The sequence below is a fragment of the Enterobacter sp. ECC-019 genome (genome assembly GCF_043974075.1).
Taxonomy (GTDB): Bacteria; Pseudomonadota; Gammaproteobacteria; order Enterobacterales; family Enterobacteriaceae; genus Enterobacter; species Enterobacter asburiae_D.
Genome location: NZ_CP143759.1, coordinates 2,785,021 through 2,800,701 on the forward strand (window position 1 = coordinate 2,785,021; position 15,681 = coordinate 2,800,701).

14 protein-coding genes are annotated in these 15,681 nt (G+C 56.5%); 5 read left to right on the forward strand and 9 right to left on the reverse strand.

What is annotated here, in order from left to right; all coding sequences use genetic code 11:
* The first annotated feature begins 442 nt into the window (after positions 1 to 442).
* Both pntA and pntB read left to right on the forward strand, forming a co-directional pair.
* On the forward strand, positions 443 to 1,972 hold the full coding sequence (gene pntA / locus V1566_RS13315) for a Re/Si-specific NAD(P)(+) transhydrogenase subunit alpha (protein ID WP_121423520.1): 1,530 nt from the start codon (positions 443 to 445) through the stop codon (positions 1,970 to 1,972).
* Between the two features lie 10 nt (positions 1,973 to 1,982).
* Positions 1,983 to 3,371, forward strand: a complete 1,389-nt coding sequence (pntB, locus tag V1566_RS13320; protein ID WP_395303583.1) for a Re/Si-specific NAD(P)(+) transhydrogenase subunit beta — start codon at positions 1,983 to 1,985, stop codon at positions 3,369 to 3,371.
* A 122-nt stretch (positions 3,372 to 3,493) separates the two neighbouring features.
* Here pntB and uspE read toward each other — a convergent pair whose 3' ends face one another.
* The 7 genes from uspE to V1566_RS13355 all read right to left on the reverse strand — a co-directional run bounded on the left by uspE (position 3,494) and on the right by V1566_RS13355 (position 10,668).
* Positions 3,494 to 4,444 (reverse strand): universal stress protein UspE, encoded by a 951-nt coding sequence (gene uspE / locus V1566_RS13325; RefSeq protein WP_023335478.1) that lies wholly within the window; start codon positions 4,442 to 4,444, stop codon positions 3,494 to 3,496.
* 109 nt (positions 4,445 to 4,553) lie between these two features.
* Positions 4,554 to 4,736, reverse strand: a complete 183-nt coding sequence (locus V1566_RS13330) for a hypothetical protein (protein ID WP_014883604.1) — start codon at positions 4,734 to 4,736, stop codon at positions 4,554 to 4,556.
* A gap of 146 nt (positions 4,737 to 4,882) precedes the next feature.
* Positions 4,883 to 5,635 carry a fumarate/nitrate reduction transcriptional regulator Fnr gene (gene fnr / locus V1566_RS13335; protein WP_006174991.1) on the reverse strand — a complete coding sequence of 251 codons (753 nt, stop codon included), beginning with the start codon at positions 5,633 to 5,635 and terminating at the stop codon, positions 4,883 to 4,885.
* Between the two features lie 183 nt (positions 5,636 to 5,818).
* A complete protein-coding gene (ogt, locus tag V1566_RS13340) occupies positions 5,819 to 6,334 on the reverse strand; it encodes a methylated-DNA--[protein]-cysteine S-methyltransferase (protein WP_047647947.1) in 516 nt (171 codons plus the stop codon).
* 10 nt (positions 6,335 to 6,344) lie between these two features.
* Positions 6,345 to 7,871, reverse strand: a complete 1,527-nt coding sequence (gene abgT, locus V1566_RS13345) for a p-aminobenzoyl-glutamate transporter (RefSeq protein ID WP_395303584.1) — start codon at positions 7,869 to 7,871, stop codon at positions 6,345 to 6,347.
* A 41-nt stretch (positions 7,872 to 7,912) separates the two neighbouring features.
* Complete coding sequence (locus tag V1566_RS13350) at positions 7,913 to 9,358, reverse strand: M20 family metallopeptidase (RefSeq protein WP_395303585.1); 1,446 nt, start codon at positions 9,356 to 9,358, stop codon at positions 7,913 to 7,915.
* The gene (locus V1566_RS13355) at positions 9,358 to 10,668 is read right to left on the reverse strand and encodes a M20 family metallo-hydrolase (RefSeq protein WP_395303586.1); all 1,311 of its coding nucleotides are present in this window, start codon (positions 10,666 to 10,668) and stop codon (positions 9,358 to 9,360) included. The genes V1566_RS13350 and V1566_RS13355 overlap by 1 nt, the downstream gene beginning before the upstream one ends.
* Before the next feature lie 175 nt (positions 10,669 to 10,843).
* Between V1566_RS13355 and V1566_RS13360 the strand changes: the two genes are divergently transcribed.
* Together V1566_RS13360 and smrA are read left to right on the forward strand one after the other, a co-directional pair.
* Complete coding sequence (locus V1566_RS13360; RefSeq protein WP_395303587.1) at positions 10,844 to 11,755, forward strand: LysR family transcriptional regulator; 912 nt, start codon at positions 10,844 to 10,846, stop codon at positions 11,753 to 11,755.
* 357 nt (positions 11,756 to 12,112) lie between these two features.
* Positions 12,113 to 12,676: a DNA endonuclease SmrA gene (gene smrA, locus V1566_RS13365; RefSeq protein ID WP_395303588.1), complete on the forward strand. Its 564-nt coding sequence runs from the start codon at positions 12,113 to 12,115 to the stop codon at positions 12,674 to 12,676.
* Positions 12,677 to 12,703: 27 nt separating this feature from the next.
* Here smrA and V1566_RS13370 read toward each other — a convergent pair whose 3' ends face one another.
* Positions 12,704 to 14,365, reverse strand: coding sequence for a methyl-accepting chemotaxis protein (locus V1566_RS13370; RefSeq protein WP_395303589.1), 1,662 nt, complete (start codon positions 14,363 to 14,365; stop codon positions 12,704 to 12,706).
* Between the two features lie 143 nt (positions 14,366 to 14,508).
* Between V1566_RS13370 and V1566_RS13375 the strand changes: the two genes are divergently transcribed.
* Positions 14,509 to 15,375: an aldo/keto reductase family oxidoreductase gene (locus V1566_RS13375; RefSeq protein ID WP_395303590.1), complete on the forward strand. Its 867-nt coding sequence runs from the start codon at positions 14,509 to 14,511 to the stop codon at positions 15,373 to 15,375.
* A 45-nt stretch (positions 15,376 to 15,420) separates the two neighbouring features.
* Here the strand turns inward: V1566_RS13375 and V1566_RS13380 are convergent, their stop codons facing one another.
* Positions 15,421 to 15,621, reverse strand: a complete 201-nt coding sequence (locus V1566_RS13380) for a hypothetical protein (RefSeq protein ID WP_032657653.1) — start codon at positions 15,619 to 15,621, stop codon at positions 15,421 to 15,423.
* Positions 15,622 to 15,681: the final 60 nt, after the last annotated feature.

The window sequence follows — 15,681 nt, forward strand, 5'->3', positions numbered from 1 at the left end:
GCGCCATTTTTCACTGCCTGTGCTTACTGAATCACCGAATTCGATAACATTTAGTGATATGTTGAAAAAACACGCGTTTGACAAGTAAAACTGATAAAGCATATGACTTTTACAAGTTAATTTAATGTTAACAAGTTGTTCTCTTATGGCGCTATATCATGTTTTTACCGCTTCGCTTGCGCGATTTATCGGTTCTGGCAATGAATTTAAGGTAAATAACGCTGTCAGTGACGCCGATCGCTTATTTTTCACAGATAAAGTAAGAAATAGTGTTTTCTGGCGGTAGATCGCGGGCGCTATTTTCAGTAGGTTATAGACAGTTTGTTACTGTTTTATTTTCCGGGGTTAATCATATCTCGTCGCTTGCGCGATGGCGAAAATTGATACAAACCGCGGGCATTTATCGATAAACCATCATCAAAAACCGATGGAAGGGAAAACTATGCGTATTGGGGTACCAAAAGAACGGTTAGCCAATGAAACCCGCGTAGCGGCAACACCGAAAACGGTGGAGCAACTGCTTAAACTGGGTTTTACGGTCGCGGTTGAAAGCGGCGCAGGCAAACTGGCGAGTTTCGATGACGAGGCCTTTATCCAGGCTGGCGCGGAAGTGGTCGACGGTGCTGACGTCTGGCAGTCGCCGGTGATTCTGAAGGTCAACGCACCGGAAGAGAGTGAGATTGCGCTGCTGAATCCGGGGACGACCCTGGTGAGCTTCATCTGGCCTGCGCAAAATCCGGAGCTGATGGAGAAGCTGGCGGCCCGTGGCGTGACCGTGATGGCGATGGACTCCGTGCCGCGCATTTCGCGCGCGCAGTCGCTGGATGCCTTAAGCTCCATGGCAAACATTGCCGGCTACCGCGCCATTGTTGAAGCGGCCCACGAATTTGGTCGCTTCTTTACCGGTCAAATCACCGCCGCGGGTAAAGTCCCTCCGGCGAAAGTGATGGTGATTGGCGCGGGCGTAGCGGGCCTTGCCGCAATCGGTGCGGCAAACAGCCTGGGCGCTATCGTACGCGCCTTTGACACCCGCCCTGAAGTAAAAGAACAGGTCCAGAGTATGGGTGCCGAATTCCTTGAGCTGGACTTCAAGGAAGAGGCAGGCAGCGGCGACGGTTACGCGAAGGTGATGTCCGAAGCGTTTATCAAAGCCGAAATGGAACTCTTCGCCGCCCAGGCGAAAGATGTCGACATTATTGTCACCACCGCGCTTATCCCGGGTAAACCCGCGCCGAAGTTGATTACCCGTGAGATGGTTGATTCCATGAAATCGGGCAGCGTGATTGTCGACCTGGCCGCCCAAAACGGCGGTAACTGCGAATATACCGTACCGAATCAGGTGACCACGACCGCTAACGGCGTGAAGGTGATCGGTTATACCGATCTGCCGGGCCGCCTGCCAACGCAGTCCTCCCAGCTCTACGGCACTAACCTGGTCAACCTGCTGAAGCTGCTTTGCAAAGAGAAAGACGGCAACGTCACCGTTGATTTCGACGATGTGGTGGTGCGTGGCGTCACCGTGGTCCGTGAAGGTGAAATTACCTGGCCTGCGCCACCAATTCAGGTTTCTGCTCAGCCTCAGGCGGCACCGAAAGCGGCTCCTGCGCCAAAAGAGCCCGCCAAACCGGCTTCTCCGTGGCGCAAATACGCGATCATGGCGCTGGTGATTATTCTGTTCGGCTGGCTGGCTGACGTTGCACCGAAAGAGTTCCTCGGCCACTTTACCGTCTTCGCGCTCTCCTGCGTCGTAGGCTACTACGTGGTATGGAACGTCTCTCATGCGCTGCATACGCCGCTGATGTCGGTAACCAACGCCATCTCCGGGATCATCGTGGTGGGGGCGTTACTGCAGATTGGTCACGGCGGCTGGATCAGCTTCCTGAGCTTTATCGCGGTGCTGATCGCCAGTATCAATATTTTCGGTGGTTTCACCGTGACTCAGCGCATGCTGAAAATGTTTCGTAAAGGCTAAGGGGTAGCATATGTCTGGAGGATTAGTGATAGCCGCATACATTGTTGCTGCAATCCTGTTTATTTTCAGTCTGGCGGGGCTTTCCAAACACGAAACGTCTCAGCAGGGGAATAACTTTGGTATCGCCGGGATGGCGATTGCGCTGATTGCCACCATCTTCGGGCCGGATACCGGCAACGTGGCGTGGATCCTGGTGGCGATGATCATCGGCGGCGCGATTGGTATTCGCCTGGCAAAACGCGTTGAAATGACCGAGATGCCGGAGCTGGTTGCCATTCTGCACAGCTTCGTGGGTCTGGCGGCGGTGCTGGTGGGCTTCAACAGCTACCTGTATCACGAACCGGGCCTGGAACCGATTCTGGTGAACATCCACCTGACGGAGGTGTTCCTCGGTATCTTCATCGGTGCGGTGACCTTCACCGGCTCTATTGTGGCGTTCGGCAAGCTGCGCGGGAAGATCTCCTCTAAACCGCTGATGCTGCCAAACCGTCACAAGCTGAACCTGGCGGCGCTGGTGGTGTCGTTTGTACTGCTGGTGGTCTTCGTGCGTACCGAAAGCGTCGGTCTGCAGGTGCTGGCGTTGCTGGTAATGACTCTCATCGCGCTGGCCTTCGGCTGGCACCTGGTGGCGTCCATCGGCGGTGCGGATATGCCGGTGGTTGTCTCGATGCTGAACTCCTACTCCGGTTGGGCAGCGGCGGCGGCAGGCTTTATGCTGAGCAACGACCTGCTGATCGTCACCGGTGCGCTGGTGGGTTCTTCCGGTGCGATCCTGTCTTACATCATGTGTAAGGCGATGAACCGCTCGTTCATCAGCGTTATCGCCGGTGGTTTCGGGACCGATGGGTCCTCTTCCAGTGCGGACGAAGAAGTGGGTGAGCACCGTGAAATTTCTGCGGAAGATACCGCAGACATGCTGAAAAACTCGCATTCCGTGATCATCACCCCGGGCTACGGCATGGCGGTGGCGCAGGCGCAGTATCCGGTGGCGGAAATCACGGAGAAGCTGCGCGCGCGGGGCATCAAGGTTCGCTTTGGTATTCACCCGGTGGCAGGGCGTCTGCCTGGCCACATGAACGTGCTGCTGGCGGAAGCGAAAGTGCCTTACGACATCGTGCTGGAAATGGATGAGATCAACGATGATTTCGCCGACACCGACACCGTGCTGGTCATTGGAGCCAACGATACCGTTAACCCTGCTGCACAGGACGATCCGGGTAGCCCAATCGCCGGTATGCCTGTTCTGGAAGTGTGGAAAGCGCAGAACGTGATTGTGTTTAAACGCTCTATGAATACCGGCTATGCCGGGGTTCAGAACCCGCTGTTCTTCAAAGAGAACACCCACATGCTGTTTGGCGATGCCAAAGCCAGCGTGGATGCGATTCTGAAATCACTCTGACAGGGTAAAGCCCGGTGGCGCAAGCTTACCGGGCCTACGAAACCCGTAGGCTGGGTAAGGCGAAGCCGCTACCCGGCAAAAAAAACCGCCGGTTTCCCGACGGTTTTTTTTCATCCTGCTGGTTAATCGTCTTCAGGATCGTCCAGCTCAACCGGCGTCTGGTACTCATCCGGCTTAATGACCAGCAGGTCGCAGCGCAGATGGTCGATCACCTGTTCGGCGGTATTGCCGAGGAACGCGGCAGAAATACCGGTCCGGCCAATGGTGCCCAGCACCACAATCCCCGCCTGAAGGTGTTCCGCCAGATCCGGGATCACCTCTTCAGGCAGCCCTTTTTCCACGTGGGTCATTTTCTCATCGATGCTGAATTTCTGGCGCAGCGCTTTCATGGCCAGCAGGTGCTGACCGCGGATCGCGTCGTTGTACACGCTCGGGTCAAATTCAGGCAGCTCAATGGCAATGTTAATCGGGGTGACCGGATAGGCACCAACCAGATGCACTTCGGTATGATTCACCTGATCGGCAAGCTGGATGGTCTCCTTCACCAGCTTCTCGTTCAGCGAATTGTGGTAATCCTCTTCGCTTGCGAGGTTTACCGCGACAACGGCTTTACCGCCTTCAGGCCACGGCTGGTCTTTCACCATCCAGACCGGGCAGGGGCATTTACGCAGCAAGTGCCAGTCGGTCGGGGTGAAAATCACTGATTCCAGCTTGTCGTGCTGGTGTGCCATCTTCAGCAGCAGGTCGTGCCCACCGGCGACAATCTCCTGGATGATGGCTTCGAAAGGTCGGTTATGCCAGACCACTTTAATATCAATGGGCACACCCGCTTCCAGGTAATACTTCGCCTGTTCACGGATCCACGCAGTACGCTGGCTGATGACGCCCTGACGCATAGCGGTGCGCTCGTCAGGCGACAGAAGGGTGGTCATCTCATACGAGAAGTCATAGATCGGCAAAAACGCTTTGATTTTGCCACCAATCCGTTGATGTAAATACACAGCACGTCGTAATGCTGGCTGATCGTCCTGATTCGGATCGATAGCTACCAGCATGTTTTGATACTTGGCCATACAGGTCTCCTTACTACTGTCACCACAGTCTGTAATTAAAAGAGTAACCTATATATCCTGAATGAAACAGAGGGGAGGTTTTACCAGATCAATAATTCATGAAAAATTATCAGAGGAAAAGTACCGTGGTCGTCACCGCGATAAACGCAATAAACAGCAGCACCATCACCGCTATCGCAAAGGTCGTGGAGTCCTGAACGTAGGTTTTTTCCTCCCCCTTCATCGGGCCGACAAGCATGATCCAGATGAAGATAAAGGTCACTGAGGCAATCACGACTGAAACGAAAAACAAACTTTCTCTCAATTCATAACCTCAACGAGAACCTTTCGGGCGCTGTGTGGGGACGTGCTACGGTGAAAATATCTTGAAACGGAAGCGGTTATACCAGACCAATAAATCACAAGAATTTATCAGTCTGGTCATCAACATGCGGAAAATTACGCCACGTTGCGGGCGTGCCCGGCAAGAACGGCCAGCGCTTCACCGTTTTCGATAGTGATGTATTTACCCTTAACGGCCAGCATCCCGCTTTTCTGGAAACGGCCCAGCAGACGGCTGATGGTTTCCACGGTCAGACCCAGGTAGTTACCGATATCGCCACGCGTCATCGTCAGACGGAATTCACGCGGCGAGAAGCCACGCTCGGCGAAGCGGCGGGAGAGGTTGTAGATAAACGCGGCCAGGCGCTCTTCTGCATTCTTTTTGGAAAGCAGCAGGATCATGTCCTGATCGCCTTTGATCTCACCGCTCATCAGACGCATCATCTGCTGACGCAGGTTAGGCATCTTGCCGGACAGATCGTCCAGGGTTTCAAACGGGATTTCGCAAACCATCGAGGTTTCGAGTGCCTGAGCAAAGCTCGGATGATGGCCCGTGCCGATGGCATCAAAGCCCACCAGGTCGCCCGCCAGATGGAAGCCGGTGATCTGCTCATCACCCTGTTCGGTGATGGTATAGCTCTTGATGGTGCCAGAACGGATAGCATAGAGCGATTTCAGTTCGTCTCCCGCTTTAAACAGCGTCTGCCCTTTCTGAATAGGCTTTTTGCGCTCGATGATATTATCAAGCTGATCGAGTTCATGCTCATTCAGGGTAAACGGGATACAGAGCTGGCTGATGCTGCAATCCTGGCAATGGATAGCACAACCGCCAGACTGAATGCGTCGTATAATTCGCTTTTCCGGGATCATAGGTTTGCTCAAGCCTTAATTGATATTGGTCAATTTTAACATCTTTTTGGTAAGTACGTAAGCCTGACAAACCCTCAATAAGGACAAGAGACGGCAACGTGTCGCCATCTTCTTGAAATTCCACAGCTTGATTATGGATTTTTAGCCTAACCGGAAGAAAATTAAGCACAAAAAGCCTGGGATCTAGAGCAAGAGATACCCTTCGTGACGCAGCAGCCACTCTTTGCGCTGCACGCCGCCGGCATAGCCCGTCATGGTGCCGTTGCGGCCAATGACGCGATGGCAGGGCACCACAATGCTGACCGGATTAGAGCCGTTCGCGGCACCCACCGCGCGTGCGGCCCCCGCGCGGCCTAGCTGCTCCGCGAGCTGGCCGTAATGCATGACCTGCCCGCAGGGTATCGAACGCAGGGCCTGCCACACTTCGCGCTGAAAAGGGGTACCTGCCGTGGCGGTCGGCAGAGTATCGATGATGCTGAGATCGCCTTCGAAGTAGGCCGCAAGCTTGTCGCTCAGTCCGCCCGGGTTGGTAGCACGAATACGTTCATATCCCTGCGCGCGGTAGTGAACATGGAGCAGTTCTTCCATGCGGTCGCTGTGCTCTTCCCATTCAACGGCGCGCAGGCAGAACTGCTCGTCCGCGATCACCCACAGCGGCCCGAGCGGCGTCGCAATCTTATCTTCGAGTAATCTCAGCATCCTCATTCCTTTAGTTCAGCCTTGGGTAAATCCCCGGCCCAATCGGCAGGCCGACAAGATACCATGCCACCAGCATCACCAGCCATACCCCTAAAAAGATAAGCGGATAGGGTAAAACCAGCGAATAGTAGGTACCCAGTTTGGCTTCCGGTTTATAGCGCTGCAGGAAGCCTAAAAACAGCGGAACAAACGGCGAAACCGGCGCCAGCGGAATCACCGAGGAGTCCGCGATGCGGAACAGGATCTGGGCAAACGCCGGGTGGAACCCCAGCATCATAAACATCGGCACGAAGATCGGGGCCAGAATCGACCAGATGGCGGAGCCGCTGGCGATAAACATGCACAGCAGGGATGACAGCAGCGCCAGGCCGACAAACGCCGGTACGCCGCTTAATCCGGCCGCCTCCAGCGCGTCGGTCAGGCCCACGGCCATAAACTTGCCCATGTTGCTCCAGTTAAACATCGCCACAAACTGCGCCAGCGGGAACACCATCACGATAAAGCCCGCCATCTCTTTCATCGGCTCGATCATCAGCTGCGGCAGATCCCCCTGACGGCGGATTTTGCCGGTCGCGATACCGTAGGCGAGTGAAACGACAAAGAAGAAGAGGATAATCAGCGGCACGATGCCCTGAATAAACGGCGACGGCAGGACGGTATGTTTAACCGGATCGCGCAATATTCCGTTTTCCGGCACCACCATCAGCGCCACCAGCGCGATAAAGGCCAGCGAGACCACGCCAGCCACGCGCAGGCCGAAGCGCTGCTCTTTGCTCAGGGTTTCCAGCTTTTCATCGCTACGGCCTTCCCATTTACCCAGGCGCGGCTCGACGATCTTATCGGTAATCAGCCCGCCGACAATCGTCAGGACAATCACCGAGCAGGCCATAAAGTACCAGTTGTCGATCACGCTGACGTGCATTGCCGCATCGATGGTCTTCGCTGCCTCCGTGCTGATGCCAGAGAGCAGCACGTCGGTGGTGACGATCAGCAGGTTGGCGGTAAATCCGCAGCCCACGCCCGCAATCGCCGACAGCAGGCCCGCCACGGGATGACGCCCGACGGCGAGGAAAATCAGCGCCCCCATCGGCGGCATGATCACCAGCGCGGCGTCGGAGGAAATATGGCTGAAGAAGGCGATAAACAGCACCATATAGCTCGCGTAACGCGCGCTGACGTGCGAAGCCATCTTCACCATTAATGCGGGCAGCAAGCCAACGCGTTCCGCCAGCCCGGCGCCCAGCACCAGTGCCAGAATGGCGCCCAGCGGGGCGAAACCGCTGAAGTTTTTGATGACGTTGGGTAAAAACCAGTGCAGCCCGTCAACGCTGAGCAGGTTCTTTACCGCCACCTGGCTGCCGTCAGCCGGGCTGCGCACGCTCACGTCAAAGGCGGAGAGCACGCCGGTGGCGACCATTAAAATCACAATCAGATAGATAAACAGCAGGAAAGGGTGCGGCACTTTATTGCCGATCCTTTCAACCCAGCCATAGAGCTTACCGGATGGGGAATGCGAAGGTATGGATGACATACTCATGGGCGTTCCTCGGGAGTGTTGTGTTGTTGTGTTGTGTTTTTTTATTTTAAAGGTGACGGTGTCACGCCCTGCGGGATCGGACACACGTACGGTTTTTCTTGTAATTGTTGTTCGAACTCTTCACGGCATTTTTTCAGCAGCGCTGCGTCCTGCAGCAGATTGAGCACGGTCGCGCCCATTACTTTTCCGGCCAGCAGCATGCCTTTGTGGGCAATCGACGTACGACCCTGCGTCACCAGCTGCCAGGTGTGCAGCGGCGTGCCGACGGTAAAGCAGGGGCTGAAGCACTGGGCGACCGGCATTTTCCAGCTGACGTCGCCCACGTCGGTTGAACCCGCCAGCACGTTGTCGGTGATGGCATAGGGCGCGACTTCATCCACCAGCAGCGTCTCCTGATGACGACGGGCAAAGGCTTTTCCCGCGTCTCCCCCCGTTGCGGCAATATTTTTCAGGCTGTTTTGCAGATCGTTGGGCGTCAGCGTGGCGCGGATCTCGCGGGCGAAGGCGCGTTCCTCCTCCGTCCAGAGCGGCGTGCCGTAGTGCTGCAGGGCGCGATACATCGCCGCCTCGAGCGTGCGGTTCGGCAGGTAGCTGGAGCAGGCTTTATCAAAGCGACACTCGACGCTGGTTTCGGTCATCATCGCCGCGCCCTGGGCGATTTTCTCGATGCGTTCGTAGATCTGCTGCGCATCGGCCATCTCGGGGGCGCGGATCAGGTACAGCACCTCAGCCTGCGCCTGCACCACGTTGGGCGAAATCCCACCGGTATCGGTAATGGCGTAATGGACGCGCGCTTTCTCGATGATGTGTTCGTTGAGGAAGTTGGTGCCGGTGGTCATCAGCGTCACGGCGTCCAGCGCGCTGCGTCCCAGATGGGGGGAGTTGGCCGCGTGTGCCGCCACGCCGTGAAAACGCCAGGCGGCCTGAATATTCGCCAGCGTGCTGACGTTAAACATTCCGGCGAAGGCTTCCGGGTGCCAGGTGACGGCGGCATCGACGTCATCAAACAGACCTTCGCGCACCATAAAGGTCTTCCCGGAACCGCCTTCTTCACCGGGACAGCCGTAAAAACGCACCGTTCCGCTACCGCCGTGCTGCTCCAGCCAGCTTTTCACCGCCACCGCGCCCGCAAGCGCCGCGGTGCCTAAGAGGTTATGTCCGCAGCCGTGGCCGTTGGCCCCCGGCGTGGCGGATTGCGCCGTTGCGCAGTGCGCCTGCTGGCTTAACCCGGCCAGCGCGTCGTATTCACCCAGCAGGGCAATGACCGGTTTCCCGCTGCCGAAACTGGCGATAAAGGCGTTGGGGATGCCGCCTGCCTCGCGCGTCAGCGTAAATCCTTCTGACTCCAGCTCGCTGGCGAGCCGCTCGGCGGACCAGAACTCTTCAAAGCGGGTTTCAGGACGATCCCAGATCGCGTCGGCAATATCGGCTAACGTCCGACATCGCGTGTCGATCGCATCGGCAATAAAAGCGTAGTTCTCCTGCATTACACACCTCGCGTCCACGGGAAATTGAGCGCAGTTCGCGCCAGCGTTTCAATGGCGATGGCCATGACCTGCTCATCGAAGTCGAATTTTTCATTGTGATGTCCGGCGCTCAAATCCGTGCCGAACACCATATAGGACGCCATGCCGCCGTTCTGCTGCACGCGGGCCATCATCAGCGTGGCGTCTTCGGAGCCTGCTGGCGCCTTCACCTTATCGATGGCGTGGACAACCCCGGAAACCTGGCTCGCCTGTTCGCGCAGGTAATCAACCCACGCCGGTGTCGGCGCGCTGGACGTCGCGGCACCCATCAGGCGCATCTCGGCGCGCACGCCGTAGAGCGCCGCTGCGCCGGTAATGACCGCCTGCGCGCGTTCAAAGACGTACTGATTAATCGCTTCGCTTTCGCCGCGCGTTTCAACTTTTATCAGGGCATTCGCGGGTACCACGTTGCGTCCGCTGCCCGCCTGCATCACCCCGACGTTCACCCGGGAGGCGCCTTCGCTGTGCGGGGCGATGCTGTGCAGGGCGAGGGCGGCCTGCGCGGCGGCGAGCAGGGCATTACGTCCGTCCTCTGGTTTACCGCCCGCGTGTGCGGCAACGCCGGTAAAGTTCACGTCGAACTTGGTGGTGGCCATAAAGTTATCGCTGCCGCAGATCGTCGTTCCGGCAGGGATGCCGGTACCAATATGGATGGCCGTGAAATAGTCCACGTCGTCCAGCGCCCCGGCGGCAACCATGGCGCGCGCGCCGCGGGTGCCTTCTTCGGCCGGCTGGAAGATCAGCTTGATGGTGCCGTTCAGCCGGGCTTCATTCTGCTTAAGCACCTGCGCCAGCCCCAGACCAATGGTGGTGTGGCCGTCGTGCGCGCAGGCGTGCATCATTCCTGCGTTGCAGGAGGCAAACCCGTCGCGGAACGGGCGATGGCTGTCGTCGAGCGCTTCGCTGAGATCAAGGGCGTCCATGTCGACGCGAAACGCCAGGGTTGGGCCAGGGCGGCCGGTATTCAGGGTGGCAACAATGCCGGTAAAGCCGCCTTCAAACGGCGCCAGCCATTTCTCAGGCGCGCCCTGCGCCCGTGCGCGGGCAAACTCATGCGCCAGGGTAGCGGCATCGGGCAGCCCCATCCGGCTTTCGGCATCGACCACGTCGCGACCCATCGCCAGTTCGTAACTCAGCGAGTCCAGGATTTCCGCGACTTTCGCGGCGGTACGAAACTCTACCCAGCCGGATTCCGCGAAATGGTGAAAATCACGACGCCATGCGCTCAGCTGCGGGGTTAACGTCTGGATGTACTGCGCCAGTGTGTCCATATCTTTTCCTGTCATCATTAAAATATGTGAACTGCTTCACGCTGTGATAGTTTTTACTTATCACTAACCGATTTTTCACAGTTTTAACCGTTCAGGAATTACCCTCGCATATCCCTTTCCATTAAAGTAGATGACAGTTTCTTTACTCTGATAAACAACGGTTATCGGTCGGGCTATGACATTCCAGATTAAATTTCATCAAATCCGGGCGTTTGTTGAGGTTGCGCGTCAGGGCAGCATTCGCGGTGCCAGCAGGACGCTGAATCTTTCCCAGCCGGCGCTGACCAAATCCATCAAAGAGCTGGAGGAGGGCATGGCGGCGCAGCTTTTCGTGCGCAGGAGTAAGGGCGTCGCGTTGACCGATTGCGGCGAGGGCTTTTACCAGCGCGCCAGGTTGATTCTGGAAGAGCTGCGTGCGGCGCAGGATGACATCCGTCAGCGGCAGGGTGAGCTGGCCGGGCAGATCAATATAGGCATGGGGGCCAGCGTTTCACGCACGCTTATGCCCGCCGTTATTACCCGCTTCCATGCGCAGCATCCGCAGGTCAAGGTGCGGATTATGGAAGGGCAACTGGTGTCGATGATCAATGAATTACGCCAGGGCGAACTGGACTTCACCATCAACACCTATTATCAGGGGCCTTACGACCACGAGTTTACGTTTGAAAAGCTCTTCGAAAAGCCGTTTGCGGTATTTTGTCGGGAAGGGCATCCGGCGACGGGGGCAACGTCTATTAATGAACTTCTGCATTATAACTGGACAATGCCAACGCCGCGGGGAAGCTATTATAAGCAGCTGGAAGAGGTATTTAGTCATCGCTCGCAAATACCGCGAATTGGTGTGGTTTGCGAAACATTTTCTTCCTGTATTAGCCTGGTCGCGCAAAGCGATTTTTTAAGCATATTGCCTCAGGAGCTAGGCTGCGACCCACTGCTGGCGCACCGACTGGTCATGCTGCCGGTGGTCGAATCGCTTCCAAAAGCGGCATATTATTTAATTCAGCGCCGTGATTCACGTCAGACGCCTCTTGCTGAATCATTAATTACGCAATTCAGAAGGGAAGCGAGAAAAATAGTCGTAGCGTGAAAAAGAGAACATAAAAAAAACAGGATCTGCCCGACATCAGACAGATCCTCCAGTACACACAGCAGTGCGTCCTTTCGCCAATCCTGAGTATTATTTCCATGAAGCAGGTTTATTTAGGTATAACACCTTTCCCGAAAAAGGGAAGGGTGTTGAGTATTTGATTTTACGAAAATTTAACACAAATCACTTATTTTATCCTTGCTGTAATTTAAGTTAAGTGACGGTTAATCTTATTTTATAAATACTATATATATTCATCAGGTTAATATTTGTGGCGCACGACGGCGTACAGCGGCGATTGAGGCCTGCCTCAGGCGCAGGTATAGTACCGTTCTCAGTTGTAGCCGGAGGATGTCCATGAACCCTGACGACAAATCATTTTTTCTTGACGCCATGGAAGATGTCCAGCCGCTGAAGCGCTGCGCGGATATTCACTGGCAGCCGAGCCGCAATACCCGGGTGCGCGAGGAGGTGGATAATGAACAGCTGGATAACTTCCTGACGCTGGATTTTCTTGACCTTCTGCCTCTCGAAGAGCCGCTGGCGTTCAAGCGTGAAGGAGTACAACAGGGCGTTATCGATAAGCTGCGCGCGGGTAAATACGCCCGCCAGGCCAGCTTAAACCTCCTGCGTCAGCCCGCCGAACGCTGCCGCCAGATGCTCTATTCCTTTATTCGCCAGGCCGGACGAGACGGGTTACGCAATCTGATTATCATTCACGGGAAAGGGCGCGAGCAGAACTCGCATCCTAACGTGGTGCGCAGCTATCTGGCGCGCTGGTTAACCGAGTTCGAGGAAGTGCAGGCTTTTTGCGTGGCGCTGCCGCATCACGGCGGCGGCGGGGCATGTTATGTTTCACTGCGAAAATCCGATGAAGCAAAACAGGAAAACTGGGAGCGGCACGCCAAGCGCAGCCGCTAGCGGGCGATATCCTCGCCCGCCTGAGACTCAGAACGTTTCCCAGTTGCTGTCGGTGGAGGCGGTTGTCGTTGCCGGACGCAGCAGCTGTGGTGTTTTCAGATTGGCCGGGCGTGGGGCGACCGTTTTTTCTTTGCCGTTCAGACGAAACGCAGCCACCGCCTGGCGCAGCTGTTCGGACTGATCTTCCAGTGCCGCCGCCGCCGTGGCGGACTCCTGCACCAGCGCGGCGTTTTGCTGCGTCACACTGTCCATCTGCGAAACGGCCAGGCTCACCTGCTCAATACCGCGGCTCTGCTCGTCAGAGGCTGATGAAATCTCACCCATGATATCGGTCACGCGGGTGACGGCGGCGACAATTTCCTTCATGGTGGTGCCTGCCTCGCTGACCTGCTCAGAACCGGTATTCACCCGGCTGACGGAGTTCTCAATAAGCCCTTTGATCTCTTTCGCCGCCTGCGCGCTGCGGCTCGCCAGCGTACGGACTTCGCCTGCAACAACCGCAAAACCACGACCCTGTTCCCCGGCTCGCGCCGCTTCCACCGCTGCGTTAAGCGCCAGAATGTTGGTCTGGAACGCGATGCTGTCAATCACGCCGGTAATATGCGCGATTTGCTGCGAACTGTCGGCGATTTCGTTCATGGTGCGAACCACGTTATCCACGACGTGACCGCCGCGCGCGGCCGTTTCAGAGGCGTTTTTCGCCAGCAGCGTGGCCTGACGGGCGTTATCGGAGTTCTGCTTCACGGTCGCGGTCAGCTCTTCCATGCTGGCGGCGGTCTCTTCGAGCGAGGCGGCCTGCTGCTCGGTGCGGGCGGAAAGATCGTTGCTCCCTGCGGCAATTTCGCCTGCGCCGGTGTAGATGGAATCGGTACTTCCACGTACGGCGCTGACGGTGGTCACCAGCGACTGCTGCATCTCATGCAGGCCGGCGGCCAGCTGACCCATCTCATTGCGCCCAGAGATTGCGATATCCTGCGTCAGGTCGCCCCCTGCAATGGCGCGAATATGGTTCATAATGGAGTGGAGTGGTTTTAACAGCAGGTGCTGTAAACCCTGCCAGATGACCACCAGAACCGCGATAACGGCCAGCAGAATCGCCGCCAGCGTCCACTGCATCTGCGTGAAGCTGCTCTGGTTCTCTTCGGCTGCTGCTTTCAGCAGGGTGTTGTTTTCGGCGCGCCAGCGGTTATAGATCGCTTCCATCTCGTCCTGCGCCTGCTGCGCGTCCAGATCGCCATAGGCCTGATAGTTGTCGGCACGCAGATACTCAATCGATAAGCGCATCACTTCGTGCATCTGGTTCCAGGATTTTTGCATCTCGTCGGTTAATGCCGCCTCCTGGCCGTTAACCTGCGGCAGTTTCTGCCACTCTTTGTTATAGGCTTCGGCTTTTGCCAGCGAGTCGCCTGCGGTGCCAAGCAGCTTATTGATCGCCGCAAGGGAAGCCGGGTCGCGCTGGTTTTTCAGGTAGCGGATCGCCACGCGGGTGACGGTGACGCGCGTTTTCACCAGCGTGTTCACGCTGTCGCTCAGGCTTTCCTGCTGAGCATTGAGCACGCCGGAATTCTGGAAGTTATGACGATCGTTACTGACGGCAGAGTAGAACAACCCTCCCGTGACAACTTGCAACAGACAGAATATGGTGAGGGCAAAGATAATACCGGTAATCACGTGCAGATTTTTCAGCATAGCGGTCGTCCGTTAGAGAAGATGCAGGGGTACTTCATTACTATCGTCGTAGAGAATTTAAACTTTAATTAACTCGCGCTTAACTAAAGGTTCTTTGAGGGAACCTGTTGTAAATCCGGATCATTTTTATGAGGAAGGTTAACATGAGCAGCATTGATAAAAGCGGGACGTACGCGCTCGGGACGCGGACGGTTAAACGACTGGGCTACGGTGCGATGCAGCTCGCCGGGCCGGGCGTCTTTGGTCCACCGAAGGATAAGCAGGCCGCGCTGGACGTGCTGCGCGAAGCGGTAGCGGCGGGGGTGAACCACATTGATACCAGTGATTTTTATGGTCCTCATATCACTAACCAGCTGATCCGCGAAGCGCTTCACCCGTACCGCGACGATCTGACGCTCGTCACCAAGATTGGCGCCCGTCGCGACGACAAAGGCGCCTGGCTGCCGGCCTTTTCCGCGCAGGAACTGACTCAGGCGGTGCATGACAACCTGCGTAATCTGCAGCTGGACGTGCTGGATGTGGTGAATCTGCGGATCATGTTTAGCGCACACGGGCCGGCGGAAGGGTCGATTGCTGAACCGCTCTCCACCCTGGCCGAATTACAGCAGCAGGGGCTGGTGCGTCATATTGGCCTGAGCAACGTCACGGCCACTCAGGTTGCGGAAGCCCAGAAGATGGTCCCGGTGGTGTGTGTGCAGAACATGTACAACATTGTAAACCGGGGAGATGACGCGCTGGTGGATCTGCTTGCGCAGCAGGGGATTGCGTATGTGCCGTTCTTCCCGCTGGGCGGCTTTACGCCACTGCAATCTTCCGGGCTGAAGGCCGTCGCGGATTCACTGAGCGCCACGCCAATGCAGGTAGCGCTGGCATGGCTGCTGCAGCGTTCCCCGAATATTCTGCTGATCCCGGGCACCTCTTCCGTGGCGCATCTGCGGCAAAACCTCGCGGCGGCGGATCTGAAGTTACCGCCAGAAGCACTGGAAACGCTGAATTCGCTGATGGATTAAACGTGATATGCGCAAAGCCTCAAGGGGTCTTCCGGCTTTGCGCGCTTAGGGGCCTGTCTGACTTTTCTGCCTGTGGAGCGCTAACGCTTCCGCCACAATCTCTTGCTTACTTTTACGCGTCTCAAAGGCGGTGGTTCTGATGTACTCCATCAGGTCGGGATCGATGCGGGCGCTCAGCATCCTGAGATCGGCCTCCTTTGCCAGACCGCGTGCAACACGCTTGTCTGGATAGTCACGGGCTGGCATGGAAAATATTCTCCAGTAAGTCTGGTTAATTCGTGCTGTAAAATATGCTTTTATCTGACT

Bases quoted from the DNA above. Each gene is read 5' to 3' on its own strand.
- fnr (WP_006174991.1), bottom strand. From the start codon at position 5,635: ATGATCCCGGAAAAGCGAATTATACGACGCATTCAGTCTGGCGGTTGT.
- smrA (WP_395303588.1), top strand. From the start codon at position 12,113: ATGAACCCTGACGACAAATCATTTTTTCTTGACGCCATGGAAGATGTC.
- V1566_RS13370 (WP_395303589.1), bottom strand. From the start codon at position 14,365: ATGCTGAAAAATCTGCACGTGATTACCGGTATTATCTTTGCCCTCACC.
- V1566_RS13360 (WP_395303587.1), top strand. From the start codon at position 10,844: ATGACATTCCAGATTAAATTTCATCAAATCCGGGCGTTTGTTGAGGTT.
- V1566_RS13380 (WP_032657653.1), bottom strand. From the start codon at position 15,621: ATGCCAGCCCGTGACTATCCAGACAAGCGTGTTGCACGCGGTCTGGCA.
- pntA (WP_121423520.1), top strand. From the start codon at position 443: ATGCGTATTGGGGTACCAAAAGAACGGTTAGCCAATGAAACCCGCGTA.
- pntB (WP_395303583.1), top strand. From the start codon at position 1,983: ATGTCTGGAGGATTAGTGATAGCCGCATACATTGTTGCTGCAATCCTG.
- abgT (WP_395303584.1), bottom strand. From the start codon at position 7,871: ATGAGTATGTCATCCATACCTTCGCATTCCCCATCCGGTAAGCTCTAT.
- V1566_RS13350 (WP_395303585.1), bottom strand. From the start codon at position 9,358: ATGCAGGAGAACTACGCTTTTATTGCCGATGCGATCGACACGCGATGT.
- uspE (WP_023335478.1), bottom strand. From the start codon at position 4,444: ATGGCCAAGTATCAAAACATGCTGGTAGCTATCGATCCGAATCAGGAC.
- V1566_RS13375 (WP_395303590.1), top strand. From the start codon at position 14,509: ATGAGCAGCATTGATAAAAGCGGGACGTACGCGCTCGGGACGCGGACG.
- V1566_RS13355 (WP_395303586.1), bottom strand. From the start codon at position 10,668: ATGGACACACTGGCGCAGTACATCCAGACGTTAACCCCGCAGCTGAGC.
- ogt (WP_047647947.1), bottom strand. From the start codon at position 6,334: ATGCTGAGATTACTCGAAGATAAGATTGCGACGCCGCTCGGGCCGCTG.